This is a genomic window from Tersicoccus mangrovi (genome assembly GCF_036881825.1).
Lineage (GTDB): Bacteria > Actinomycetota > Actinomycetes > Actinomycetales > Micrococcaceae > Tersicoccus > Tersicoccus mangrovi.
The window spans coordinates 140,714-166,436 of the sequence record NZ_JBAJMW010000003.1 but is presented as its reverse complement, the minus strand read 5'-3'; the positions used below and the strand labels follow the sequence as shown (position 1 = coordinate 166,436).

Annotated in this window: 22 protein-coding genes, 1 tRNA gene and 1 other RNA gene; 17 read left to right on the top strand and 7 right to left on the bottom strand. The window is 71.8% G+C overall.

Translation table 11 applies throughout. The features are described from left to right. Positions 1-112 precede the first annotated feature (112 nt). Both V6N00_RS06850 and ffs read right to left on the bottom strand, forming a co-directional pair. The gene (locus V6N00_RS06850) at positions 113-3,925 is read right to left on the bottom strand and encodes a DNA polymerase III subunit gamma and tau (protein ID WP_334231333.1); all 3,813 of its coding nucleotides are present in this window, start codon (positions 3,923-3,925) and stop codon (positions 113-115) included. 79 nt (positions 3,926-4,004) lie between these two features. Beyond that, an RNA gene (gene ffs, locus V6N00_RS06845) (signal recognition particle sRNA small type) lies at positions 4,005-4,101 on the bottom strand. 243 nt (positions 4,102-4,344) lie between these two features. On the opposite strand from ffs, the gene V6N00_RS06840 reads away from it, so the two are divergent. The 9 genes from V6N00_RS06840 to V6N00_RS06800 all read left to right on the top strand — a co-directional run bounded on the left by V6N00_RS06840 (position 4,345) and on the right by V6N00_RS06800 (position 10,347). After that, a complete protein-coding gene (locus V6N00_RS06840) occupies positions 4,345-4,674 on the top strand; it encodes a hypothetical protein (protein WP_334231332.1) in 330 nt (109 codons plus the stop codon). Between the two features lie 156 nt (positions 4,675-4,830). After that, positions 4,831-4,915: transfer RNA gene (locus V6N00_RS06835), tRNA-Ser, on the top strand. 138 nt (positions 4,916-5,053) lie between these two features. Beyond that, the gene (locus V6N00_RS06830) at positions 5,054-5,356 is read left to right on the top strand and encodes an urease subunit gamma (protein ID WP_334231331.1); all 303 of its coding nucleotides are present in this window, start codon (positions 5,054-5,056) and stop codon (positions 5,354-5,356) included. Between the two features lie 11 nt (positions 5,357-5,367). Beyond that, positions 5,368-5,676, top strand: a complete 309-nt coding sequence (locus tag V6N00_RS06825; protein ID WP_334231330.1) for an urease subunit beta — start codon at positions 5,368-5,370, stop codon at positions 5,674-5,676. A 58-nt stretch (positions 5,677-5,734) separates the two neighbouring features. Next, the gene (ureC, locus tag V6N00_RS06820) at positions 5,735-7,462 is read left to right on the top strand and encodes an urease subunit alpha (protein WP_334231329.1); all 1,728 of its coding nucleotides are present in this window, start codon (positions 5,735-5,737) and stop codon (positions 7,460-7,462) included. 60 nt (positions 7,463-7,522) lie between these two features. Then, on the top strand, positions 7,523-8,008 hold the full coding sequence (gene ureE / locus V6N00_RS06815) for an urease accessory protein UreE (protein WP_334231328.1): 486 nt from the start codon (positions 7,523-7,525) through the stop codon (positions 8,006-8,008). Beyond that, positions 8,008-8,778: an urease accessory protein UreF gene (locus tag V6N00_RS06810; RefSeq protein ID WP_334231327.1), complete on the top strand. Its 771-nt coding sequence runs from the start codon at positions 8,008-8,010 to the stop codon at positions 8,776-8,778. Before ureE ends, V6N00_RS06810 begins: the two co-directional genes overlap by 1 nt. 52 nt (positions 8,779-8,830) lie before the next feature. Then, positions 8,831-9,442, top strand: a complete 612-nt coding sequence (ureG, locus tag V6N00_RS06805) for an urease accessory protein UreG (RefSeq protein WP_334231326.1) — start codon at positions 8,831-8,833, stop codon at positions 9,440-9,442. Beyond that, on the top strand, positions 9,439-10,347 hold the full coding sequence (locus V6N00_RS06800) for an urease accessory protein UreD (protein WP_334231325.1): 909 nt from the start codon (positions 9,439-9,441) through the stop codon (positions 10,345-10,347). The genes ureG and V6N00_RS06800 overlap by 4 nt, the downstream gene beginning before the upstream one ends. A gap of 47 nt (positions 10,348-10,394) precedes the next feature. On the opposite strand, the gene V6N00_RS06795 is transcribed toward V6N00_RS06800, so the two are convergent. Next, positions 10,395-11,288, bottom strand: coding sequence for a hypothetical protein (locus V6N00_RS06795; protein ID WP_334231324.1), 894 nt, complete (start codon positions 11,286-11,288; stop codon positions 10,395-10,397). An 86-nt stretch (positions 11,289-11,374) separates the two neighbouring features. On the opposite strand from V6N00_RS06795, the gene V6N00_RS06790 reads away from it, so the two are divergent. Together V6N00_RS06790 and V6N00_RS06785 are read left to right on the top strand one after the other, a co-directional pair. Next, entirely contained in the window at positions 11,375-11,674 is a 300-nt protein-coding gene (locus tag V6N00_RS06790; protein WP_334231323.1) for a type II toxin-antitoxin system VapB family antitoxin, read from the top strand. An 82-nt stretch (positions 11,675-11,756) separates the two neighbouring features. Continuing rightward, on the top strand, positions 11,757-12,395 hold the full coding sequence (locus tag V6N00_RS06785; RefSeq protein ID WP_334231322.1) for a LytR C-terminal domain-containing protein: 639 nt from the start codon (positions 11,757-11,759) through the stop codon (positions 12,393-12,395). A gap of 93 nt (positions 12,396-12,488) precedes the next feature. Here V6N00_RS06785 and V6N00_RS06780 read toward each other — a convergent pair whose 3' ends face one another. After that, a complete protein-coding gene (locus V6N00_RS06780; RefSeq protein ID WP_334231321.1) occupies positions 12,489-16,541 on the bottom strand; it encodes a S8 family peptidase in 4,053 nt (1,350 codons plus the stop codon). 345 nt (positions 16,542-16,886) lie between these two features. Here V6N00_RS06780 and V6N00_RS06775 point away from each other — a divergent pair, with 345 nt between their 5' ends. Then, positions 16,887-17,723, top strand: a complete 837-nt coding sequence (locus V6N00_RS06775) for an alpha/beta fold hydrolase (protein WP_334231320.1) — start codon at positions 16,887-16,889, stop codon at positions 17,721-17,723. A gap of 31 nt (positions 17,724-17,754) precedes the next feature. On the opposite strand, the gene V6N00_RS06770 is transcribed toward V6N00_RS06775, so the two are convergent. Continuing rightward, positions 17,755-18,609 carry a hydroxymethylpyrimidine/phosphomethylpyrimidine kinase gene (locus V6N00_RS06770; RefSeq protein WP_334231319.1) on the bottom strand — a complete coding sequence of 285 codons (855 nt, stop codon included), beginning with the start codon at positions 18,607-18,609 and terminating at the stop codon, positions 17,755-17,757. 342 nt (positions 18,610-18,951) lie between these two features. On the opposite strand from V6N00_RS06770, the gene V6N00_RS06765 reads away from it, so the two are divergent. Both V6N00_RS06765 and V6N00_RS06760 read left to right on the top strand, forming a co-directional pair. Continuing rightward, positions 18,952-19,665: a queuosine precursor transporter gene (locus V6N00_RS06765; protein WP_334231318.1), complete on the top strand. Its 714-nt coding sequence runs from the start codon at positions 18,952-18,954 to the stop codon at positions 19,663-19,665. A gap of 59 nt (positions 19,666-19,724) precedes the next feature. After that, entirely contained in the window at positions 19,725-20,318 is a 594-nt protein-coding gene (locus tag V6N00_RS06760) for a DUF4126 domain-containing protein (protein ID WP_334231317.1), read from the top strand. Positions 20,319-20,355: 37 nt separating this feature from the next. Here V6N00_RS06760 and tgt read toward each other — a convergent pair whose 3' ends face one another. Then, positions 20,356-21,639 carry a tRNA guanosine(34) transglycosylase Tgt gene (tgt, locus tag V6N00_RS06755; protein WP_334231316.1) on the bottom strand — a complete coding sequence of 428 codons (1,284 nt, stop codon included), beginning with the start codon at positions 21,637-21,639 and terminating at the stop codon, positions 20,356-20,358. A gap of 350 nt (positions 21,640-21,989) precedes the next feature. Between tgt and V6N00_RS06750 the strand changes: the two genes are divergently transcribed. Beyond that, positions 21,990-22,910, top strand: coding sequence for a hypothetical protein (locus V6N00_RS06750; RefSeq protein ID WP_334231315.1), 921 nt, complete (start codon positions 21,990-21,992; stop codon positions 22,908-22,910). Positions 22,911-23,200: 290 nt separating this feature from the next. Further along, positions 23,201-24,223, top strand: coding sequence for an FUSC family protein (locus tag V6N00_RS06745; protein WP_334231314.1), 1,023 nt, complete (start codon positions 23,201-23,203; stop codon positions 24,221-24,223). A gap of 2 nt (positions 24,224-24,225) precedes the next feature. Here the strand turns inward: V6N00_RS06745 and V6N00_RS06740 are convergent, their stop codons facing one another. Further along, on the bottom strand, positions 24,226-24,768 hold the full coding sequence (locus tag V6N00_RS06740; RefSeq protein ID WP_334231313.1) for an NUDIX hydrolase family protein: 543 nt from the start codon (positions 24,766-24,768) through the stop codon (positions 24,226-24,228). 97 nt (positions 24,769-24,865) lie between these two features. On the opposite strand from V6N00_RS06740, the gene V6N00_RS06735 reads away from it, so the two are divergent. Further along, positions 24,866-25,672: a phosphatase PAP2 family protein gene (locus V6N00_RS06735; RefSeq protein ID WP_334231312.1), complete on the top strand. Its 807-nt coding sequence runs from the start codon at positions 24,866-24,868 to the stop codon at positions 25,670-25,672. Positions 25,673-25,723: the final 51 nt, after the last annotated feature.

Here is a 25,723-nt window from a genome sequence, read left to right as displayed (position 1 = left end):
CTTATCCTTCGGGTCGTGCGGGACCGGTGCGACCGGCCGGTGGGTGGATCGCGCCGGGTGGTGGTCTGTGCTGGTGGTCCTTCACCGTGGACCGTGCGCTGCGGTGCTGCCGTCAGTCGCGCAGCAGTTCGCGTTCGTCGATGAGCTGCGCGCCGAGCACCCGCTCGGCCGCAGCCCGGCCGGCGCGGCCCGAGTCCTCGAGCACGAGGTCGTCCTCGCTCGGGATGTCCTCCATCGGCGTCGGGACCGTGGCGGGTGCCGCCGGCGTGGGACTCGGTGCCGCGGCCGACGGTTCGGCGGCCGGAGGTTCCGTGCCGTCGGAGGCCGGGGCGGCATCGACGGCGGCCGGCCGACGGCCGTTGGTCCCCGGCGCGGGGCGGCCCTCGGTCTCGGTGACGATACCCGGGGCAGGCCGCGCAGGAGCGTCCGCCGACGCGCCGGGCGCCGGGCGCGCCGGAGCGTCGGCCTGATTCGTCGAGCCCGGGGCCGGGCGCGCGGGAGCGTCGGTTCCCCGGGATGCACCCGGGGCGGGGCGCGCGGGAGCGTCGCCGTCGCGGAGCCCTGCAGGTGCGGGACGGGCGGGGGTTCCGGCTGCGCCGGGTGCGGGGCGAGCCGGTGCGTCGGCACCGCGAGACGCACCCGGGGCCGGACGTGCCGGTGCCTCCCCCGCCGGACTGCCTGCGGCCAGACTGCTCTGAGCTGGGCGCGCCGCCCGGGGACGCGCTGGCTGCTGGTCGCCGGCCGGCATCGAGGCTTGACGACCCGGCGCGTGCCGGCCTGCCCCGACGTACTCGTCGTCGGGGAACGGTGGCTCGTCGAGATCGGGCTCGTCCGGCAGGGGCGGTTCGTCGTCCCACGGGAAGGCGGACACCGCGGTGGCCGGTGACTGAGCGGTCGGGCGACCGGCGCTCTCGCGGTTCGAGCCGTCGGCGCGGTCGGTCGCCTCCCGCTCGGCAGCGGACTCGGTGGACGCTTTCCCGCGCGACCGATCGGCGGGCTCATCGGGGGCATCCGCCCGGCCGGTACCCGTGCCGGACGACGACGGACCCGAGTCGCTCGAGCTGGTCGCCGCCGTGCTGGGCCCGGTGGCCGGTGACGGCTTCGAGTCGGGCTGTGTCGAGTCGGACGGTGTCGGGCCGGTCTGTGTCGAGTCGTGCTGGGGCGAGGACGGCTGTTCCGACGTCGATCCCGTCGAGGTCAGAGTCGAGGTCGAGATGGAGGTCGCGTCAGCGGGTCGCGACGGGCTTGACGTTGACGGAGCCGCTTCCGGCGCGCCGGACTGTGCCGGCGCCGACTCCGAGGAGCGGGGCGTCGGCTGCGCGGACGACGACGCGTCACGGGGTGCCCCCGGTGCCGGTGCCGGAGTCGGACCGGAAGGGGACCACACGCGCTCGCGCGGATTCGCCCCGGCGGTTCCGGCGGGCGTCCCGTCGGAGGCCGCGTTCCCGGACTGCACTCGATCAGACTGCGCTGCTCCGGACTGTGCTCGATCGAACTGTGCAGCACCGGACTGGGCCCGGCCCGACTGCGACCCGTCGTCATGCGATGCCCCGGACTGTGCTGCCCCGGACTGGGCTCGATCAGACTGCGCTCGATCCGGCGGTGCTGCAGCAGTCGCTGATCCGCCGTCTCGCGCCGTCGACGGCGAAGCGGGCGCGGCGCCGCCGGAGCCGGCGCGCCCGGGATCGGCCGGACGCGTGGGGCGGCCGGCGGACTCAGCGGGTGCTTTTGGGCGGCTGCCCCCAGCGGCGGAGTCGGCTCCGGCGCGGGATGCCTCCGACGGCGGCGCGGAACCCGGGTGGACCGCGACGATCCGCGCCTGCAGGCCGAGAACGGAACCGAGGGCCTCGCGCAGGTGCTCCTCGTGGCGGCCGAACTGCTCGGCGATGCCGGGGGTGGGGAACTCGAGATAGAGGGTGTTCTCCCGCAGCGCGCGGACCGTGCCGTTCTGCGAGACGAGGATCCAGGCGACCTTCCTGGTGCGGCCCAGCGCCTCGAGGACCTCCGGCCAGGCTCGACGCACCATGTCGACGTCGGACGAGCCACCGTCCGAAGGTGCGGGCGTGGGCGTGGGTTCTGCGTCGGACGACGGGGCGACGGCGTCACCGGGCTCGTCGTCCTCGGCTGCGGCGTTGCCACCGGGCTGCCGGGACGGCGGGGGCTCGGGCAGGTCCTCCGGGTCGACGGGGGCGGCCGCGACCGGCGACTCGTCGTGGTCGGTGGGCACGTCCCGGTCCTCGGTCGGGTCGCCCGGGGCGGTCCGATCTGTTCCGTCGACGGCGTCGGACACGTTCTCGGTGACCGCAGCATCGCCGGCGGTCTCCTCGTCGACGCGAGCGGGTGCCTCTGCCGCGCCGTCACCCGCGACGTCCGGCGTCGGCGGATTCGCGAGAGAGGGCCGCGACGGAGCCGGCCGGGCAGGCTCGGGGGCGGAAACGGCGGCCGACTCGTCCGTGGACGCCGGTGCCGGGCGGGCGGGCGCGGGCCGGGCCGGCGTGGGACGGGCTGCACCGTCGGTGGCCGGAATGGGCCGGGCAGCAACGGGAGACGGCCCGCGAGCCGGCCGGTCGCCCGCGTCGTCGGCTTGCGGGCGGTCAGAACGATCAGCACGCGCACCGTCACCACGCGAGGCGTCGGTGAGTGCGCCGTCGGTCGCCGCGGCCGTGGGCGCTCCGGCGGCGGGCGTCAGACCGACGTGCTCCACGCCGTGCTCGACGGCGCCCGAGATCGCCGAGGCCGGTCCGCGTCCGGCGTCGGGCGCCGCGTAGTTCAGCCGCCGTTCGATCCGGTCGACCCGGGCAGCGACCCCACGCTCCCCGGCGTCCGCGCCGGGCAGCAGCAGGCGCGCGCACAGCAGCTCGAGGTGCAGGCGCGGCGAGGTGGCGCCGGTCATCTCGGTCAGCGCCGCGTTGGTGATGTCGGCGGCCCGCGAGAGCTCCGCACGGCCGAGCTGGCGCGCCTGGTTCTGCATCCGGGCGATCGCGTCCTCGGGCACCGCGCGCAGCACGTGCCGAGCCGATTCCTCCATCGCGCCGACGATGATCAGGTCGCGGAACCGCTCGAGGAGGTCCTCGACGAAGCGGCGCGGGTCGTGACCGGTCTGTATCACCCGGTCGACCGCGCCGAACACGGTCGACGCGTCGCCCGCGGAGAGGGAATCCACGACGTCGTCGAGCAGCGAGGCATGCGTGTAGCCGAGCAGGTCGATGGCCATCTCGTAGCTCAGGCCCTCGTCCCCGGCCCCGGCCATCAGCTGGTCCAGGACCGAGAGGGTGTCGCGGACGGAGCCGCCACCGGCGCGGATGACCAGGGAGAGGACGCCGGGCGCCACCGGGACGTTCTCCTCGGCGCACAGCCGCTCGAGGTAGGCGAGCAGCGGCTCGGGCGGGACGAGCCGGAACGGGTAGTGGTGCGTGCGGGACCGGATGGTGCCGATCACCTTGTCCGGCTCGGTGGTCGCGAAGATGAAGAGGATGTGCTCGGGCGGCTCCTCGACGATCTTGAGGAGGGCGTTGAACCCGGCCGAGGTGACCATGTGGGCCTCGTCGATGATGAACACCTTGTAGCGGTCCCGCACGGGGGCGAACGTCGCCCGCTCACGGAGGTCCCGCGCGTCGTCGACGCCGCCGTGGCTCGCGGCGTCGATCTCGATCACGTCGAGGCTGCCGGACCCGTCGCGGGCCAGCTCGACGCAGCTGTCGCACACGCCGCACGGGGTGTCCGTGGGGCCCTGCGCGCAGTTGAGGCAGCGGGCCAAAATCCGGGCCGAGGTCGTCTTGCCGCACCCGCGGGGACCGGAGAAGAGGTAGGCGTGATTGACCCGGTTCTTCCGCAGCGCCGTCATCAGGGGTTCGGTGACGTGCTCCTGACCGATGACGTCGGCGAACGTCTCGGGACGGTAGCGGCGGTAGAGGGCGGTGCTCACGGATGAAACCCTATCGACTGGCACTGACAGAACTGGCCGGCCGGTGCCGAGCCCGGACGGGACCGGCACGGGCGCACAACGTAGAGACCCCTCGTACACCCGCCAGAGCCCGTTTGCCCTTGCTACCTTCCGGTCCTGGGGGAGTTCAACAGGATGACGCCGCACGAGGGGCTGGTCTCGAGTCTAGCGGATCAACCGCCCCCTCTCACGCCGCCCTCATCCCGGCCCGACGTCGACCCGGAGCTCTGGTCGGGCCCGCACCGGGTGGCTAGTCTGCGAGGGAGGCCGTCGCCAGGGAGAGCGCGTGGACTGCCGCACGGTGCTGGATCGCGGTGGTCGGGAGCGCGGTGGCGAACGACCTCGGAACCGCGTTGCCGGGCCGGACCGCACCGCGGAACACGGCGGAGAAGGAGACGATCGTGAGCACCCCGAACGACCAGAACGACCAGACCGACCAGCCCCGCACGGATCTCGACGACGTGCTGGAGCCCGAGGACGATGCCCTGCCGCGACGCGACCGCAGCTACCACGGCGGCGCGAAACCGGTCGACGACGAGGAGCTGGACGAGCTCGAGGAGGCGACCGAGGAGGAGCGGGTCGACGCCGGGATCGCCGACTACGCGCCGAGCGAGGTCCCGCCGGCCACCGACCCCCTTCCGGAGGAGGCCTCGCCCGAGGCCGACCGGGCCCAGCGCGGCCTGGACGAGCCGGGCGCCGAGGAGCCCGAGGTCGACACCGACCGGGGTTGATCCCCCGAGCGAGCAGCCGTCCGGCACGCCGGACGGCGCGACGGGCGGCACGCCTAGACCCGAGCGCTTCCCGATGCCGTTGTGCTTCGCGCGTCGATTGGCTCGGTGGTGCGGCCATCGGGTAGCCTGAGGTCTGCTCGTTCGCGAGCAGCACCAGGAGGATTCGCCTAGCGGCCTATGGCGCACGCCTGGAACGCGTGTTGGGTTCACGCCCTCGGGGGTTCAAATCCCCCATCCTCCGCAGATCGGTGTCCGCACCGACGCACGAAGAGCCTCTCCCCGTCCGGGAGGGGCTCTTCGCGTCGGTGGACGACGTCGCGCACTGTCGGTGCGCGGGCCTAGGGTGGGATCACCTCGTCCCGCGTCCCGAAGGACTTCGATGCACCTGATGCCCCGCGAGCAGGAGAAACTGCAGATCGTCGTCGCCGCCGACCTCGCGCGCCGCCGGCAGGGCCGCGGCCTGAAACTCAACTTCCCCGAAGCGGTGGCGATCATCAGCTACGAGCTGATGGAGGGCGCCCGGGACGGCCGCACGGTGGCCGACCTGATGAGCTGGGGCACCACGATCCTCACGCGCGACGACGTGATGGAGGGCGTGCCCGAGATGGTCGCCGACGTGCAGATCGAGGCGACCTTCCCCGACGGCACCAAGCTCGTCACCGTCCACCACCCCATCCGCTGACGGAGGACGCGATGATCCCCGGCGAGTACGTGCTGCGCGACGAACCGGTCCTGATCAACGAGGGCCGCGAGACCGTCGAGATCGAGGTGACCAACACGGGGGACCGCCCGGTGCAGGTCGGCTCCCACTTCCACTTCTTCGAGGTCAACCGCGCACTCGCGTTCGACCGCGCCCTGACCCGCGGCTTCCACCTCGACATCCCCGCCGGCACCGCGGTCCGCTTCGAGCCGGGCGACCGGAAGTCGGTCCGCCTCGTCGCGATGGCCGGGGCGCGTGCCGTCCACGGCTTCACCGGCGCCGTCGACGGCCCCCTCGACTGAACGCTTCTCTCGACTGAATGTCCCCTCGACTGATCCGTCACCGCGCGGAAGGACACCCATGAGCTTCTCGATGAGCCGGCGCCAGTACGCCGACCTGTACGGCCCGACCACGGGCGATGCCGTCCGCCTCGCGGACACCGACCTGTTCCTCGAGATCGAGGACGACCTGACCGCCCACGGCGACGAGGTGGTCTTCGGCGGCGGCAAGGTGATCCGCGACGGCATGGGCCAGGACGGCACCGCGGTGCGCGACGGCGGCCCGGACGAGGCGCCGGTCGCGGACACCGTCATCACCAACGTGATCGTGCTCGACCACACCGGCATCTACCGGGCGGATCTCGGGCTGCGGGACGGCCGCATCCTCGGGATCGGCAAGGCCGGCAACCCGACCATCATGGACGGCGTCGACATCGTCATCGGCCCCGCGACGGAGGCCGTGGCGGGCGAGGGCCGCATCGTCACCGCCGGCGGGATCGACTCGCACATCCACTTCATCAGCCCCGACCAGTTCGTCACGGCCCTGACCTCCGGCATCACCACGATGATCGGCGGCGGGACCGGGCCCGCGGAGGGCACCAAGGCCACGACGGTGACCCCGGGCCGCTGGAACCTGGCGAACATGCTCCGCGCCGTCGAGAACGTGCCGATGAACGTCGGCTTCCTCGGCAAGGGCCACGCGGCGACGACGGAACCTCTGGCGGAGCAGATCCGTGCCGGGGCGATCGGCCTGAAGATCCACGAGGACTGGGGTGCCACCGCGTCGTCGATCGACAACGCGCTGCGGGTGGCCGACGAGTACGACGTGCAGGTGGCCATCCACACGGACACCCTCAACGAGGGCGGCTTCGTCGAGGACACGATCCGCGCGATCGACGGCCGGGTGATCCACACGTACCACACGGAGGGTGCGGGGGGCGGGCACGCGCCGGACATCATCCGGATCGCCGGCCTGCCCAACGTGCTGCCCGCGTCGACCAACCCGACGCTGCCGTACACGCGCAACACCGAGGAAGAGCATCTGGACATGCTCATGGTGTGCCACCACCTCAACCCGGACATCCCCGAGGACGTGGCGTTCGCGGACTCGCGGATCCGGCCCGAGACGATCGCGGCCGAGGACGTGCTGCAGGACCTCGGCGTCTTCTCCATCACCTCGTCCGACTCCCAGGCCATGGGCCGGGTCGGCGAGGTGGTGCTGCGCACGTGGCAGGTCGCGGACAAGATGAAGAAACAGCGCGGCAAGCTCGACGGCGACACCGAGCGCGGCGACAACGCGCGGCTGAAGCGGTACATCGCCAAGTACACGATCAACCCCGCCCTCGCGCACGGCATCGCCGACGAGGTGGGCAGCATCGAGGTCGGCAAGTTCGCCGACCTGGTGCTGTGGGAGCCGGCGTTCTTCGGGGTCAAGCCGGCCCTCGTGCTCAAGGGCGGGCAGGCCGTGACCTCGGTGATGGGCGACCCCAACGCGTCCATCCCCAAGCCGCAGCCGCAGCTGATGCGCGAGTCCTTCGGCGCGATGGGCACGGCCGTGCACGCCTCGTCGATCACGTTCCTGTCGCAGGCCGCGGTCGACGCCGGGGTGCCCGAGCAGCTCGGGCTGCGCAAGCAGATTCGCGCCGTCCACGGCATCCGCACGCTGCGCAAGTCCGACCTCGTGCACAACGGCGCGACGCCGGACATCGAGGTCGACCCGGAGACCTACGAGGTGCGGGTCGACGGGGAGCGCGTCACATGCGACCCCGTCGACGTGCTGCCGATGGCCCAGCGGTACTTCCTGTTCTGATGCACCGGGGCGTTCCGAGGCAGGGCAGCGGATGACGACGAGCAAGGAGGAGAGCACAGCGTGATCGTGGAGCAGATCGCCGGCAACCTGGCCGAGCTGACCGACGAGGAGCGCGCCGGCGTCCACGTCGAGCGCGTCGTGCTGCCGAGCGCCGCCCTGGTCAAACGCATCCAGCGGGTCACGACCGACCACGGCCGCGAACTCGGGCTCCGGCTGCGGGCGGCGCCGGGGCCCGACGGCGACCTCAAGGACGGCGACATCCTGCTCCGCGACGACGCCGGCCTCGTCGCCGTCGCGGTGCTGCCCACGGACGTGCTCGTGATCGCTCCCGAGTCCGTGCTGCAGATGGGCGTCACCGCGCACGCCCTCGGCAACCGGCACCTGCAGGCCCAGTTCTTCGGGGCCGACTCCGGGTACGCCGCCGACGTCATGGTCGTCCAGTACGACCACACGGTGCAGGGCTGGCTCGAGCAGCACGGGGTGCCGTTCGACCGGCAGGAGCGGGTGTTGCCGGTCCCGTTCCGGCACGCGGAGCACACGCACTAGTGCCCGCGCTCGACGACGACGATGCCGGCGGGTTCCTGCCCGTCGGCGCCCTGCTCGCCCTGCAGCAGCTGAGCGACTCCGCGCTGCCCACCGGCGCCTTCGCCCACTCGTTCGGCCTCGAGACCTACCTGCACCGCGGCACCGTGACCGACGAAGCGACCTTCGCCGCGTGGCTCACGCGCTTCCTCGACCTGCAGCTCGTGCACGCCGACGGGCTCGCCGTGCGGCTGACGGCCGAGGCGGCGGAATCATCGCGGCAGGGGAGCGGCGGCGAGGGCACCGTCGACGTGCCCGCGTCCCTCACCGACCGGCTCGCGGAACTGGACGACCTGATGCACGCGCAGGCCCTGCCCGCCCAGATCCGCCAGGCCGGTGTGACCATGGGACGGCGGCTCGTCGAGATCGGCCGCGAGGCGCTGCCGGGACCGCTGCTGGGGGCCTACGCGTCCCTCGTCGCGGCGGGCCGCTGTCACGCCCACCCGTCGATCGCGTTCGCCCTCATCGGCGTGGACCACGGGGCCACGGCGTCGGTCCTGGTCCCCGCCTGGCTGTTCTCGACGCTCGGCGCGCTCACCCAGAACGCCGTCCGCGGCATCCCCCTCGGGCAGAACGCCGGGCAACGGGTGCTGGCCGGCATGGGTCCGGCGGTCCGGGCGGCCACGCAGCGGATCGGGCAGCTGACCGGCGACGACCTCGGGGCGGTGCCTCCGGGCCTGGAGATCGCCCAGATGCAGCACGAGATGCAGCGGGCCCGCATGTTCATGAGCTGACGACCACCGCGCACGACGGCGAGCACCCACAGAAGCAAGGGAAGGACACACCATGACACCGGTGAAGATCGGCATCGGCGGACCGGTCGGGGCGGGCAAGACCGCGTTGATCGAACGCCTCACGCGTGCGCTGAGCGAGGACATCTCGATGGCCGCGATCACGAACGACATCTACACGATCGAGGACGCGAAGATCCTGGCCCGGACGAGCGTCCTGCCGCTGGACCGGATCGTCGGCATCGAGACTGGCGGCTGCCCGCACACCGCCATCCGCGAGGACACCTCGATGAACCAGGCCGCGATCGACGACCTGCAGGCCACCCACCCGGACCTGCAGGTGATCTTCGTCGAGTCCGGCGGCGACAATCTCTCGGCGACGTTCAGCCCCGAACTGGTCGACTTCTCGATCTACATCATCGACGTGGCGCAGGGGGAGAAGATTCCGCGCAAGGCCGGGCAGGGCATGATCAAGTCCGACCTGTTCATCATCAACAAGACCGACCTCGCCCCGTACGTCGGCGCGGATCTGGCGGTGATGGAGGCCGACTCGAAGGACTTCCGCGGCGAGAAGGCGTTCTGCTTCACCAACCTCAGGACCGACGACGGGCTGGACCAGGTGATCCACTGGCTGCGCCACGACGTCCTGATGCTCGACCTCGCGTGAGCGGCCCGGCAGGCGTGAGCGTCGCCGCCGCCCGGGCGCCCGGCGGCGGGGCTCGCGAGCCGGAGCGCTTCCGCGGCGAACTGGAGCTGACCGTGGAGCCCCGGCACGGGCGCTCGGTGGCCGGCCACCAGTTCCACCGCGGCGCGCTGCGCGTGCTGCGCCCGCTGTACCTCGACCCGATCGGACACCCGGACGCGACGGGACAGGTGACCTACGTCGTCGTCAACCCCGGCGGTGCGTACCTGGACGGGGACCGGTACCGGATCCAGGTGACCCTCGCCCCGGCCGCTCAGCTGCTGCTGACCGGCCAGGCCGCCACGAAGATCTACCGGACCCCGCGCACAGGGGCGACCCAGACGCTCACCGCCCGGCTCGCGGCGGGCAGCCGGTTCGAGTACCTGCCCGACCAGCTGATCGCCTACCGCGGCGCGCGCTACCGGCAGGACACCCGGGTCGAGATGGACCCGTCCGCCTCGCTCGTCCTCGCCGACGTCGTCACCCCGGGCTGGTCGCCCGGCGGCGAACCGTTCCGGTACGACGCGCTGCGGCTGCGCACCGCCGTGACCATGGAGGGCCGCAGCGTCGTCGTCGACAACCTGCAGCTGGCCCACGGCGACGGGGACACCGACCCCACCGCGCCGGGCCTGCTCGAGGGGCGCACGCACGTCGGCACCCTGCTCGTCGTCGACCCGCGCATCACCGCCGACGACGTCGACGCGGCCCGCGCCCAGCTGGCGCGCCGTCCCGAACTCCTCGGCGGCGCGACGACCCTCGCGGTGCCGGGTCTCGCCCTGCGGGTGCTCGGCGACTCCACCGGCGCGGTGACCGCAGCGATCCACGCCGTCGTCGACGGGCTGCGGGCCGCCTGGTACGGCCAGGGCCCGGTGGACCTGCGGAAGTACTGATCCGCACCGCGCGGGCCGGGGCGCGAACTGCGGCGTCAGGGCGCCGGTCACACCTCGGCGACGCGCGCGGCGAGGAACCGCGCCGTCGCGACGTCCGGTTCGAGGTCGTCCACGAGGTCCACGGGGTAGGGCGGCTCATCCCGGCGCGGCACGGGCCGCACGTCGACGTGGACGACGTCGTGCCCGTGCTCGTGCAGCCAGTCGGCCATGGCGTAGTCCGACGGGGTGTCCCCGACCGTGTACCACCGCCGCGGCATCGCGCCGTCCTCGCCGAGCAGCGCCAGGGCGCGTTCGGCCCCGAGCGCCTTGCCGGACCGTTCGTGCTGGATATCCGTGGAGATGATGGTCGGCTCGACCCGGACCGGCGTGGCGCCGTGCTCGTCCGGGTGGAACCGCCGGTCGTACACCTCGTGGATCCAGCCGATCCCTTCGTGCGTCAGCGCGGCGAGCAGCTCCGCCTCGAAGTCGGGCTGCACCCGCAGGTAGGCGTCGTTGGACACCGCGGTGGACTGCTCGAGGGAGACCATCGCCAGTTTCGTCTCGTCGAGGAACATGTGCGCGCCGGAGCGGCCCTCCAGCAGGGGCCGCACGAGGGCGGCGACGACGGGGGGCAGCTGGACCGAGGGATCGACGTGCACCGCGTCGTCGGGCTCGATGAAGCTGAACCAGGTGCCCCCCTTCTCACCGACGGCGTGCACGCGTGCCCGCGGATCCAGGCCCGCGTCCCGCAGCGGCGGCACCACCTCGCGCCACAGGAAGTTCGCCGACCGGCCCGTGTTGAACACGACGGGCACGCCGGCGTTGCCCAGGGCGGCCAGGTCGGTGGCGATGCCCGGGACGGCGATGGTCCGGGTGACGGTGTTCGCGATCGGGCCGTCGACGTCCAGCAGAAGCCCGAAGGGCGGGGCGGAGGTGGCGAACGGCCGTGGTGCGGCGCTCATCGAACGGGGCTCGACGCGGAAGTCATGCCACCAGTCTGGCAGCAGGCCGCCCGGGGCGTTCCGGACCATTGCCTAGCATGGTCCCCATGATCTTCGCGGCGGTCGGTGAGGGCCGACCCTATCCTGACCACGGCCTGGCCACCCCGAGGGACTGGGCGGCGGTGCCTCCACGGCAGGTGCGCCTCGACCAACTGGTCACCACCCGGCGGACGCTGGACCTGGAGGCGCTGCTCGCCGAGGACAGCACCTTCTACGGAGATCTGTTCCCGCACGTGGTCAAGTGGCAGGGTCGGCTGTACCTCGAGGACGGGCTGCACCGGGCGGTGCGCTCCGCCCTGCACCGGCGAGCGGTGTTGCACGCCCGGGTGCTCGAGATCGACGACTGAGACCGGACCGCAGGTCCACCGACCCGAAGGCCCACGAACCTGCTGGTCCACGAGCCGAACCGACAGTTGAAAGGCGGATCCTGTGGCGCGACGCCCGATCGACCCCCTGGACCTGCACGGGCTCCACATCGTCACCAACGAGGAACTGGCCCGCACCCTGCAGGCCGACGAGGCCGACCGGGAGCGATTCCGCCATCGCCGCCGGCTGCTGCACGGCCTGGTGCTGATCTTCGCGCTGGTGGTCCTCGCCTCGGCGCTCGTCCTCGTGCTGGCGATGGTGCAGGGATACCGGCCGTTCCCCGCGCCGGCCCGGACGGCGGTCGCCACGGCGAAGCCGACGCCGACCGTCAACGCGGCGGGCTGCCCGACCGTGCCGGTGGTCCCCGCCGCCGCGAACCGGGTGCAGGTGGACGTGCTGAACGCGACGTCGACCCCCGGGCTGGCGGGTTCGGTGGCCGCGCGGCTGCGCGAGCGCGGCATGGTCATCACCGGCATCGGCAACCGGACCGTCGCCGATCCCGCGGCGGTGACGGTCGTCGCCGGGCGGGCCGGCCGGTCCGCGGCGCTCGCCGTCCAGCGGCAACTGCCCGGGTCGGTGTACCGGGAGGACGCCCGCACCGGCACCGCGGTCGACCTGGTGCTCGGCACCGGCTTCAAGCAGGTCGCCGACGCCCGCTCCGTCGACACGACGCGCCCCGGCCGCCTGCGCTGCGGGAAATGACGCCCGAACGCACCGAGGGCCGGTGGCGTGACGCCACCGGCCCTCGGTCCGATCACTCGGCGGTCCCTCCGGGGAGGGACCGCCGAGCCGTACTCACTCGCTCAGGCGGTACCCGGCCCAACCGCCACCGATGATGATGGCGGAGCGGATCGACTTGTCGACCACCGGGTAGTTGCGCAGCTGGCCGCTCGAGTCGATGCCGAGGACGCTCAGCGACCCGGGGCCCGAGAAGTCCGCGCGCGCGACGATCGAGGACAGGCCGTTCCAGCCCCGGCCGACCACCGGACGGTTCTCGGAGACGATGCCGCCGGCGCCGTTGCTCCGGTAGACCAGCAGGTCACCGTTGCTGCGGCGGGCCAGCAGGTCCGTCGACCCGTCCTTGTCCCAGTCGGCGTCGCTCAGTTCGAGCCCCGACCAGCCGCGGCCGATCACGGAGCTCGGCCCGACCGAGCCGCTGGTGTTCGGGTAGTACCGCAGATCACCGTTGGTCTCGACCGTGAGGATGCCGGGAGCGCCGGTGCGGGTCCACTGCGTGGCGAGCACCGTCGCCTTCCCGCCCCAGCCCGAGGCGGCCAGGGTCACCGCGGGGGCGAACCCGCCGCCGCTGCGACCCGGGTAGACGGACAGGTGGCCGTCCTTCCACTGGGCGACGACGTCGAGCACCTTGTCGCCGTTCCAGTCGACCACCGACGTCGACTTGGCGTTCTGCCAGCCGGAGCCGATCTTCGTGCGGGCACCGAGCCTGCCGTTCCCGTCGGCCGGGTAGGCCCACAGGTTGCCGGCCGGGTCGACAGCGGTGACCGTCGAGACGGACGGGATGGACGGCTTCGCCGGCGGGGTGACCACCGTCACCGGCACCACCTGGGCGCGGCCGCCGTCCGTGTCACCGGTGGTCGCCTTGCCGGAGAGGTCACCGGTCGCGTTGTGCAGGTGCAGGAAGAGCGCCTGCGCCGCGCCACCGGAGGCCGACCGCTGGGCCGGCAGGCCCGTGCCCGGCACGTCGCTGAACAGGACGTTGCCGTCCGCGTTGCCGAACGCGACGCTCGGCTGGGTCACGTTGTACGCGATCCAGTTGGTCGAGTCGATCGCCGCGCTGCTGTAGCTGTTGTAGCTGGACACGCGGTACTGGATCGGCGCGGACTTCGTCAGGTCCACCCCGTACGCCGCGGCCTGCACCGGGACGGTGAAGGCGTTGGTGTCGAACGTGTTGGTGTCCACGTTCCCGAGCTGGCCGTTGACGGGCTCCAGGTCGACCTGCTTGCCCAGCGCGCCGTTGACGATCGGGTAGGTGGCGGCCACGGGCAGGTCCACGTCGGGGATCCGCGTCGTGAAGGTGACGAAGTCGGCCGTGCCGTCCCCGTTGGTGTCCACCTCGATGTCGTACTCGGTGCCTCCGGCGATCACCGGGCTGTTGGCCCAGGTGGAGATGCCGAAGTTCACCACGGCGTTGTTCGTGTTCCCGCCCGCGGCGGCGACCGCCGGGACGGAGCTGTTCGCCCCGACGTACTGCAGGTCGAGGACGTCACGCTGCGGCTGGGTCGAGGCGGGCAGCCTGGTGCTGGAGGCACCGAGCTGGAAGCCGCCCACGACGGCGCCGAAGCCGGTCTGCGTGTTGCCGCGTCCCGAGAGCGGCACGAGGGTGCTGGTCGGGTTCGCGCCGAACGCGACCGCGCCGGCCGACATGGCCGAGACGGGCTTGACGGACGCGTACACGGGGATCCGCAGGTTCGGCTTGCCGGCGGCGGTCAGCGTCAGCCGGCCGGCGGCCTCCGCCATGAACTGCCGCGCGATGTCGCTCTGCGTGGCCTCCAGGGACGGGTCCTCCGACTTGGCCAGCGCCTTCGGGTCCGCGATCGTCATCGTGACCGGAACGGTCGCCGAGCCGGAGGCCGGGACGGCCACCGTCGCGGGAACCGCGTACGCGACGCCGGGCACCTGGCTGGACGCCTTGTAGGCGGCCGAGTAGGTGATCGCGGACGTCGTGTTGTTCCGGACGGTCACGTTCTTCGTCACCGTCACCGGCTGGGTGCCCACCTCTTGGACGCCGAAGTTGATGCTCGTCAGCGTCGGGTCGTTCGCGGCGAACGCGTACGTCGGCGTGCTCAGCGCGTCGAGGGCGTCGACGCGGCCGGAGCCGACCCGGTTCGGGCCGTACACCGCCCCGTCCGCGGTCACGACGTCGTGGTTGGCCGTGTTCATCACGACCGCCTTCGTCTGCGTCGCGGTGAGGAAGGGGTACTTGCCGCGCACCAGCGCCGCGATGCCGGCCACGTGCGGGGTCGCCATCGAGGTGCCGGTCTTGACATTGGGCTTGTTCCCGCTGCCCACGGCGACCGACCCGATCAGGGTGCCGGGAGCCGCGACGTCGGGCTTGATGATGCCGTTCGAGCCGTGGACCCCGCGCGAGGAGCTGGAGTTGAGCTGGTCCAGCTGGCCCGACGGGCCGTCGGCGGTGCCGATGTAGTCGGGGCTCAGCCGCACCTGCAGGGTGCCGGCGGTGGCCGCCGCCCGCAGCTTGTCCGAGGAGGTCCGGTTCAGCTGGACGCCCGGGATGGTGGCGTTACCGGAGATGCCGGCGTCGAACACGTCCCGCGGGGAGTCGAGGACGACACCCTTGGCGCCGGCGGCCGCCGCATTGTTGAACCGCGCGACCGAGCCGCACGGGAACGCGCCGTTCTCCTCCCACGTCAGCCAGACCCACTTGCCCTTGAGGGTGCCGTTCGGGTCGTTGAACGCGGTGCAACCGAACTTGTTCGTCGCGACGTCCGGCGGCAGCACCACGGTGCCGGTCAGCTGCGCCTGGGTGACCGTCGAGGCGTTGTAGTCGAAGTTCACCGAGTACTGGCCCTGGACCTGGCCGGCCACATCGGACGGCGCGAGCACGTCGATGCGGTCGAGGGTGACCTTCGAGCCGATGCTGTTGGCGACGGTCAGCGAGGACTTGGCGTTGCCCGGGGAACCTCCGATGTCGTAGCTGTCGCCGGCGTTGCCGGAGGCCACCACGGAGAGGATGTTCTGGTCCGTCAGGTTGTCGACGATGGCGTTCTCGGGGTCGTCGGTCGGGGACCAGTCGCTGCCGAGGGACATGTTGACAATCTGGGCGCGGTCGCTGAAGTCGCCGTCACCGTTCGGGTCGAGGACCCGGTCGAGGGCCTCGCCCACGACGTCGGACGACCCGTTGCAGCCGAAGACGCGCAGCGAGACCAGCTTGGCCTTCGGGGCCGAGCCGGGGCCGATCCGCATGCCGTTGACCGTCGCGGCGTTCAGCGTTCCGTAGTCGCCCGTGAAGGTCGAGCCGTCGTTGTTGACGCCGTACCCGGCGGCGGTGCCCGCCACGTGCGAGCCGTGACCGTTGCAGTCCAGCGGGTTCTCGTCGGGCTTGGGCACCGGCTGGTACGTGGCCGAGCTCGGATCGGCGTCGTAGTCGTCGCCGACCAGGTCGTAGCCGCCGGCGAACTTGTTCGGGTCGAACAGGCCGGCCGGGATGGTCGGGGACGCCTTGGCCTGGGCGAAGGCCGCCGAGGTGCCGGGGCCGCCGAAGTCGGTGTGCGTGTAGTCCAGGCCGGTGTCGATCACGGCGATCGTGGTGCCCTGACCGGTCGCCTTGGTCTGGACCCAGGAGTCCAGGGCACGGGTGTCGATGTCCGTACCCTTGTTGTCGACGTGCTTGGTGACCAGCGGGGTGATCTTGACGACGTTGGCCTGCTGGGCGAGCGCGCGCAGCGCGGCCGCGTCGCCGCGGAGCGCGACGCCGGGGATGGTGTTGGTCGTGGTGTAGAGCGTGGTCGCCCGGGCTGCCCCGGCCGCGGCCCGTGCCGCCGTCTGGATCGACGCGCGGATGGCCTTCACCTCGGCCACGTTCGCGACCGGCTTCTGGGCGCCGCTCTTGACCGCGGCAGGCTGGGTGCGGTCGAATGCGCCCTGGCCGGTGAACTGGACGTAGACAGAAATCTGCCCCGACGCGCTGGCGAGCCGGGGCGAGATCTTGGAGGCTTTCACGGGCTGGGACTTCAGTCCCTGCGCCGGGCTGGTCGGGTCGGACTTCTGGTCGGCCATGGCGGGTGTCGCGAAACTCGTGACAAGTGCGGCACCGGTCAAGGTCGCCAGCAGCGCCCGTCCCAGGGCCCTGTTGCGCGCTCTATTCATGGTTCTCCTCGAAGAGGGCGAACAGAACATCGCGCCGTGTGTCCGATCGGGACGCAGCGACGCGACGGGGAAGTCCTGCTCGCATGCGGTGATGACCCGGAAGAGGATCCGGTGGCCACCGTCGATCGACAGTGGTTGAGACAACCCTCATGTCGAATCGGTCACATGTCAACGAGGCGTGGCCAGATCTTGACCATGCCGTGACCCGCCGCGATGCTGAAAGCAAGCCTACTGTCAATATCCCATCCGGCAGCAGGCCCGGTTCCGAAGCATGGACACGGGGACCGGCGAGTGCCCGGCGCCCCCACCGGCCCGGCCGGGCCGGTGACGACGGAAGGAACAGCTTTGACCGAGATCACCGCTCACCACGGCCTGTTCAAGGACACCGACCTGCACGTCGACGACACCGGTGGCTCCGGCCGCCCCGTCGTCCTGATCCACGGCTGGCCGCTGTCGGGGGAGTCCTGGGAGCACCAGGTCGGCGCCTTCGCCGACGCCGGCTACCGCGTCATCACCTACGACCGCCGCGGCTTCGGCCGCAGTGACAAGCCGCTGACCGGGTACACCTACGACACGCTCGCCGAGGACCTGAGCACGCTGCTCGAGGCGCTCGACGTGCGGGACGCCACGATCGTCGGCTTCTCGATGGGCGGTGGCGAGGTCGCCCGGTACCTGGCGAAGCACGGTGGGGAGCGGGTGCGCAGCGTCGTGTTCGCGTCCGCCGTCACGCCGTACCTGATGCAGGGCTCCGACAACCCGGAGGGCCCGCTGACCAAGAAGCAGGCCGCCGCGATGACGGCTTCGCTGACCGCGAACCAGGCGGCGTTCTACGACCAGTTCACCACCGAATTCTTCTCCGTCGACGGTCAGCTGAAGGTCTCCGAGGAGGAGCGGCAGAAGGCCGTCGCCCTCGCCCTGCAGGCGGACAAGAAGGCGGCCCTGGCCTGCATGACGGCCTTCGGCACGACCGACTTCCGGGACGACCTGTCCGCCGTGACCGTGCCGACGCTCGTGATCCACGGCGACGGCGACGCGACGGTCCCGTTCGAGGGGTCCGGAGCCCGTACCCACGCCGCGATCGCCGGCAGCGAACTGCACGTCGTGGCCGGCGCCCCGCACGGCGTCAACGTCAGTCACGCCGACGAGTGGAACCGGGTGGTGCTGGACTTCCTCGGCCGCTGAGGCGGCGCTGTCCTAGCCGGCGGCGCTGTCCTCAGCCTGCGGCGCCCTGCCACACGGCGTCGAACGGGGCGTTCGACGTCATCCGGCCCTGGATCGACGCGGTGACCAGCGACTTGGCCGAGCGGGCCGCGGTCAGCGGGTCGGCGCCCTTGCCCAGTTCGGCGGCGACCGCGGCCGCGAGGGTGCAGCCCGCACCGCTGACGGCCACTTCGCCGATCTTCGGGGCCGTGAGCACGTCCACCCGGCTGCCGTCGTAGAACACGTCCTGCGCCTGGTCGCCCGAGAGCCGCACGCCGCCCTTGGCGAGGACCACGGCACCGCTCGCCTCGTGGATCCGGCGGGCGGCCTCGGTCAGGTCCTCGATCGAGGCGATGCCGTCCACGCCCGAGAGCTGCTCGGACTCGAAGTGGTTCGGCGTCACGAACGTCGCGCGGGGCAGGATGTGCTGCTTGAGCGCCTGGTCGGTGTCCAGGGCCGCGCCGGGCTCCTGGCCCTTGCAGATCAGCACCGGGTCCAGCACCACGGTGCGCGGCGAGTTGTCGGCCAGCCAGCCCGCGACGACCTCGACGGTCGCAGGGGTGCCGAGCATGCCGATCTTGACCGTGTCGATCGGGTACGCCGCCGTGATGGCCTCGAGCTGGTCCGCGATCACCTGCGGATCCACCGGCACGAAGCGGTGGTTCCAGTTGTCCTTCGGGTCGAACGAGACGATGCAGGTCAGGGCCGCGATGCCGAACACCCGGGACTGCTGGAACGTCTTCAGGTCGGTCTGGGCGCCGGCACCGCCGGTCGCCTCGGATCCGGCGATGGTCAGGACGACGGGCGGACGCCCGGGTTCGGAGGAGTCGGGCGTGGACGCGTCGGTCGAGGGAGTGAGCTGTGCCATGGGCCCATTCTTCACCTCGGCGTCGGCCACCGCTGTGCGGCCGTCCGCGCTCGTCCGGCAGTCGCGCGTCTGTCCGCCTCCGGCGTTCTCGCCGCTGTGACCGCCGCGTGAAACAATAACCCTGCCCGTGACACGGGCGTGCACCGGCCGGGTGGCAGGCGGTCCGGTGCCCGCGAGCGTCGACGCATCCGGTCCGGGAACCACCCCGACGGCGTCCCCTCGCATGCGGGTGGTCGTCTCGGCACGGGTGCCGCCGTCGTCTCGCCGTCGGACCCGTCGTCCGGCGCGGTGCCGACGTCGACACTCACCGCCCCCATCGTCATCCACCTCGAGAGGCCTGCCATGAGCGTCGCCACGCCGCATCGCGCCGCGTTCGCCACCCGGAACCGCCGCTACTTCGACATCATCGTGGCGCTGTTCTGCGTCATCCTCATCCTGTCGAACATCGGCGCGTCCAAGGGTGTGCTGATCGGGCCGGTGTTCGGGGACTTCACCATCGTCACCGACGGCGGCTTCTTCCTGTTCCCGCTGGCCTACGTCCTCGGTGACGTGCTGAGCGAGGTGTACGGCTTCGCGGCCGCCCGTCGCACCGTCATCACCGGGTTCACCCTGTCGCTGCTCGCCTCGCTGGCATTCGTCGTCATCATCGCGCTGCCCGGTTTCTCGGACGACTACGGCATCGCGAAGCAGTCCGCCCTCGAGGGGGCGCTCGGCCAGGTGCCGCAGATCGTGCTCGCGAGCATGGCCGGCTACGTGGTGGGCCAGCTGCTCAACTCCTGGGTGCTCGTGCGCATGAAGGAGCGCGCCGGGGAGTCCGCGCTGTGGGGGCGGCTCATCGGCTCCACCGGGGTCGGCGAACTGGCCGACACGATCATCTTCTGCTCCATCGCGACGCCGGTGATCGGCATCGCCGACGCCGGGCAGTTCGTCAACTACGTCATCACCGGGTACGTGTACAAGTGCCTCGTGGAGATCGTCGTCAGCCCGCTCACCATGGTCGTCATCCGGGCGATCAAGGCCCGCGAGCCCGACTACGCGACGCCGCCCGCGGCCTGACGCTACCCTGAGCCTGACGGCCGCCGCCGTCCTGGAAGGGTGACCGAGAGGAGAGCGGCATGGAGATCCTCACCGGCGCCGGACTGGCCGCGTCGTCCGGCCTCAACGCCTACATCCCGCTGCTCGTCCTCGGACTGCTGGACCGGTTCACGAACGTGGTCACCCTGCCGTCGGGTTTCGCGTGGCTCTCCAACGGGTGGGTGCTCGGGATCCTCGGGGTGCTGCTCGTGCTCGAGGTGGTCGCCGACAAGATCCCGGCCGTGGACTCGGTCAACGACTGGGTCCAGACCGTCGTCCGCCCCACGTCCGGCGGCATCGTCTTCGGCGCCGGATCGGCCTCGCAGACCGCGACGGTCACCGACCCGGCGTCGTTCTTCACCAGCCAGCAGTGGGTGCCGATCGTCGTCGGCGTGGTGACCGCGCTCGCCGTCCATGTGGTCAAGGCGACCGCGCGGCCCGTGGCGAACGCCGCGTCGGTCGGCACCGCCGCCCCGGTGCTGAGCACCGCGGAGGACGCCTCCGCCGTCGCCCTGTCGGTCGCGGCCGTGCTCATCCCGGTGCTCGTGCTCGTGGTCCTCATCGTCGCCGCGGTGGGGCTCGGCTTCCTCTACCGCAGCTTCCGGCGACGGCGGCGCGCGCGGTCCGTGGCCTGACCGCCCCGCTCGCCCGCCGCCGTCGCGGCATCCTGCCTCAGCCGGCGGGCGTCGTCGCGCGCGTGCCGTAGTAGCGGCCCAGCACCTCGGTCTTGAGGTCGAAGAACGTCCCGTCGTCCAGCGCCCGCCGCGCGTCGTCGACCATCCGCACGACGAACCGCTCGTTGTGGATCGAGGCGAGGGTGGCGGCGTTCATCTCCTTGGCCTTGAACAGGTGTCGCAGGTAGGCGACCGTGTAGTGCGCGCAGGTGTAGCAGTCGCAGGTCTCGTCGATGGGCGTGAACTGGCGCTTGTACCGCGCGCCGGCGAGGTTGATCCGGCCGTCCCGGGTGTAGACCGCCGAGGTGCGGGCCACGCGGGTCGGGGAGACGCAGTCGAAGGTGTCGGCGCCGTTCTCGATCGCGGTGAACACGTCGTCCGGCTCGGAGATGCCGAGCAGGTGCCGGGGCCGGTCCTCGGGGAGCACCTCGGCGCACCAGCCGACGATCGTGCCGAGGTTCTCCTTCTCCAGCGCGCCGCCGATGCCGTAGCCGTCGAAGCCGTGGCCGGCGTCGTCGGCCGTCGCCGCGCGCATCTCCGCCAGATCCGCGCAGGCCTTCCGGCGCAGGTCCTGGTACTGGGCGCCCTGGATGACGCCGAACAGCGCCTGGTAGGGCTTGCCTTCCCGCTCCGCTGTCAGCCGGGCGTGCTCGTCGAGGCAGCGCTGCGCCCAGCGGCGGGTCCGCTCGAGGGACTCCTCCTGGTAGCCGCGGGAATTCATCAGCGTGGTCAGCTCGTCGAAGGCGAACATGATGTCCGCGCCGAGCTGGTGCTGGATGCCCATGGACACCTCGGGCGTGAACCGGTGGCGGTCGCCGTTCAGGTGGGAGCGGAACCAGACGCCGTCCTCGTCGACGTTCGCGAGGCGCTCCTTGCCGGGGGCGACGGCGTCGTCGGCGCCCTGCTCGCCGGCCGGCAGGTCCATGGTGATGACCTTCTTGAAGCCGCTGCCCAGGCTCATCACCTGGAAGCCGCCGGAGTCGGTGAACGTGGGGCCCGGCCAGTTCATGAAGCGGCCGAGCCCGCCCGCCTCGTCGACGATGTCCGCGCCGGGCTGCAGGTAGAGGTGGTAGGCGTTGGCGAGGACGGCCTGGCCGCCGAGGTCGGCGATCGACTCCGGCAGTACCGCCTTGACCGCCGCCTGCGTGCCGACGGGGATGAACGCCGGGGTGCGGATCTGGCCGTGCGGGGTGTCGATGACGCCCGTGCGCCCCGCCGCCGTCGACGACGTCGTCTCGTTCAGGCGGGCGGTGACGCGGAAGGAGAAGTCGTCGTGGGGCACCGGTCCATTCTGCCAGCGGGCCGACGGCGGGGGTGGTGGCTGGCGCGGGGGAGGGTGGGCGCGGAGGCGTTGATCATGGCGGATGTGCTGTTCGGCTCGGATGCGTTGACTATTCGATCTCTGCGATCACAGCGGCGTTTGAGCCCAGAACGTGAATAGTCAACGCTCGGAAGGGCGGCACGACGAGCGGCGAAGCGTGCTGGTGGACGCCGCTGCTGGACGGAGTTGTCCACAGCGGCGACGGACGACGTCCCGGCGAGGCCGCCGTCGGGCAACGATGGGCGCATGGGATTGGTGCGGTGAGGAGCCGCAGGCCTTTGCCGTCGTCGTTGGCCGGCCGGGCGTTCTCCGTGCGCGAGGCGCTCGTCCTCGGCGTGACCGCAAGCCGGCTCCAGGATCCGGGCCTGGCATCGGGAATCACGGGAGCGCGTCTCGCGCCGGAGCTGACCATGTGCGCGCTTCACCGGGCATTGGCAGCGACGGCGGCCATGCCTGGGTCGGTGATCAGTCATGCGACAGCGGCGATCGTCTGGGACCTGCCCCTTCCGCGTCGGTTGCAGGAGCGCGACGCCGTGCACGTCACGCATGCCGCGGTGATGACCCGGACGACCGCTGCACGGCGGCGGGGTGTCGTCGGCCACCTTGCGGCCCTTCCGGCGACGGATGTGACGGAACGCCACGGCGTGCGGGTGACCACCCCTGCACGGGTGTTCCTCGACCTCGCAGGCTGTCTCACTCCCGACGAGCTCACCGCACTCGGGGACGCGATGGTGTGTTGGCATCCCGATCCCCGGGGATTCGAACCGGCCGAGCCACTCGTCCGGCTCGCGGTCCTGCAGCGGAGGGTCGATGAGGTGCGCCATGTCCGCGGCATCCGCACGGCGCGCGCTGCGCTCGACCTCGTGCGCGTCGGCGCCGACTCGGAACCCGAGACACGCCTCCGTCTGATGCTCGTTCGCGCAGGACTGCCCGAACCGGAGCTGAACATGTGGATTCATGTCGGTGGCCGGCGTCAGGTCGTGGAGCCCGATCTGGGATACCGCCAACAGCGCATCTCGGTCCAGTACGACGGCATCCACCACGGCAATCCGCGTCAGCACGCGCTCGACATCGAACGGGCTGACCTCACCGCGGCAGCCGGGTGGCTTGAGGTCCGCGTCGCGGCGGCGGATCTGACCAGCCTCGTCGTCTTTCCTGCTCTCGGGGTGGTTCCTCGAGCCGTGGCCAAGATCGCGGCCGCTCTGAGCGCACGCGGCTGGTCGCCGCGCTGAGCAGCCTCTTCCCCGATGGTCACGTCCAGAACGGATGGTCGGGTCCAGATCGCCGGACGCTCATGTCGCCGTCGCCGTCGCCGTCGCCGTCGCCGTCGCCGTCGCCGTCGCCGTCGCCGTCGCCGTTGCGGCGCGCTCGCTGCCATGACTATTCACTTTCTCGCTCTCTGAAGGCCTTGTGGCACAGGAATCGAATAGTCAACGCGGAGAACGACGTCGGCGGTGTGAGATCGGAGACGGGAACGGCCGGAACCCGGTCCGGGCGGCCCGGATGTGATGTGCTGGACGGCGTGGCAGGTGTGCGCGAGTTCTTCCGGTTCGGTCCCGCGCAGGCGGACCATCTCTCCGCTGCCCGGATCGCCGTCGGCGTCGCCGTGCCTCTGCTCATCGTGATGCTCCTCGGACGCACCGACCTGGCCGTGTTCGCCGCCTTCGGCTCGTTCACCGGGATCTACGCGAAGCGGGAGACGCTGCGCCGCCGCATGTTCCACCAGTCCCTCGCCGGCCTGGTCATCCTCGTCTGCCTCGCGATCGGCCTGGGCTGCGCGCATGCGCAGGTCAGCGGGCCGACCATCGTGCTGGTCGGTTCCGTCGTCGCCGCCGTCGGCGCGGTGATCGCCGCGAACGTCGGGTTCAAGCCCAGTGGCTCCGTGTTCTTCGTCTTCGCCTTCACCTCGATCGCCGCCCTGCCGACCCCACCGTCGTTCCTCTCCGGCATGGTCGTCGCGGCCACCACCGTCATCTTCTGCGTGGTCCTCGGCGTGCTCTCCCGCGTCCTGCCCGGCATGGGGGACGGCGTCGCGATGCCCGGCGGCTCGTTCAGCCCGGCCCAGCTCGCGTGGCACGGCAGCCAGTTCCTCGTCGTCGCCCTCGTCGCCGGCTTCCTCGGTCAGCTCTCCGGCGCCGGCCACAGCAACTGGGCGATGGTCGCGGGCATCGCCGCGATCGCCGCGCCGGACGCGCCCGCACGGGTGAGCCGAGCCATCCACCGCGTCGTAGGCACCCTGGCCGGTGTCGCACTGACGGCGGTGATCCTCGGCGTCCACCCGGGGCCGTGGCCGCTCGCGATCGTCGTCGTCGTCCTGCAGTTCCTGGGTGAACTGTTCGTCATCCGGCACTACGCGACGGCGCTGATCTTCATCACCCCGCTGGCCCTGTGCATGGTGCAGCTGGGCAACCCGATGCCGGTCGAGCAGCTGGTCTTCAGCCGGGCCGTCGAGACGGTCATCGGCGCCGCCGTGGCGGTCGTGGTCGTCGTGCTGCTCAGCCCCGTCGTCGAACGGATCCGGCAGCAGCGGTCAGCCACGAACTGAGGTCAGCGGCCCCAGCCGACGTGGGCCAGCGCCTGCCGCACGAGGTTGCCGCGGCCGCCCACGAACTCCGCCTGCACGCCGTCGCTGAGGCACTCGTCCGGCGTCAGCCACGACAACTGCAGGGCGTCCTGCCGCGGCGTGCACTCGCCGGTCACCGGGACCACGTAGGCGAGGGCGACGGCGTGCTGCCGGTCGTCCGTGTAGGGCGACGGCGACGGCGACGGGAAGTACTCGGCGATCGTGAACGGCACCGGCGACGGCGGGATCTGCGGCAGGGCGAAGGGTCCGAGGTCCTTCTCCAGGTGCCGCAGCAGCGCGGCGCGGATCGACTCGCGGTACAGCACGCGGCCGGAGACGAAGGTGCGCACCATCTCACCCTCGTCGCTCGCGGTCAGCAGCAGCCCGATCTCGGTGACGTAGCCCAGGGTGTCGACCCGCACCGGCAGCGCCTCGACGTAGACCATCGGCAGCCGCTGGCGTGCCTCGTGCAGATCCTCCGGGGAGAGCCATCCGGGGTACGGGTCGGGCGTGCGCACGTTGCTCATGTCCTCTGTTCTATCCGATCGAGGGCCGGGCGCCCCACCGCCACGCAGCCTCCTCCGCGCCGGGCGTGCCCCGAGGTGCGTGGCCTAGTCTGCCCTCATGGCCTCCACCGCACCGATCCGCCGGCATCCGTTCTCGTTCGCCGAGCGCTTCGCCGAGCCGCCCGTCCCGGGTTCACGGCGGACCCGGCTGATCGTCGCCGCGGTCCTGCTGGTCGTGGGCCTGCTGATGTTCACGCGCATCTGGGACTGGTGGACCCACAAGGAGGACCTCTCCCGCTGGGACATCCCGCTGCTGGCTTGGCTGCTGCAGCACCGCATCCCGCCGTTGACGGTGACGCTCGAGGTGATCACCACGATCACCGCCCCGACCGGCATGATCATCATCAGCCTCGTCACCGTGGTGGTATGGCTCGCCCGCAGCCGGCACTGGTGGCGGCCGGTGCTCCTCGCCGGGGCCATGGCGGTGGCCGTCGCCTGCATCGTCGGCATCAAGTCCATCGCCGGGCGGGGACGGCCGCCGGTGGCGGACATGTTGATGGGCGCGGACGCCTCCTACTCGTTCCCGTCCGGGCACACCCTCGGGACGGCGACCTTCACCTTCGTGCTCGTGTACCTGCTGTTCTTCCGGCCGGGGACGACGGCACGACGCGGTGCCGCTCGGTGGGTCGCGGCGGCCGGGGCGCTCGTGGCGGTCTTCGTCGTCGCGTTCAGCCGGCTCTACCTCGGCTACCACTGGCTCACCGACGTCACGGCCTCCGCGCTGCTGGCCGTCGCGATCCTCGGCGTCGTGATCGCCGTCGACACGTGGCGCCCGACGGCGCGGCACTCGGTGGAGCCCGGGGTGGGCACCGGGCCGAACCGCAGTGCCGGTCGGCCGTCGGCACCCGCCGGTCCCGGCGCCTGACGCCTCCGGGCGCCTGACGCCTCCCGACGCCTCCCGCTGACGCCTGACGTC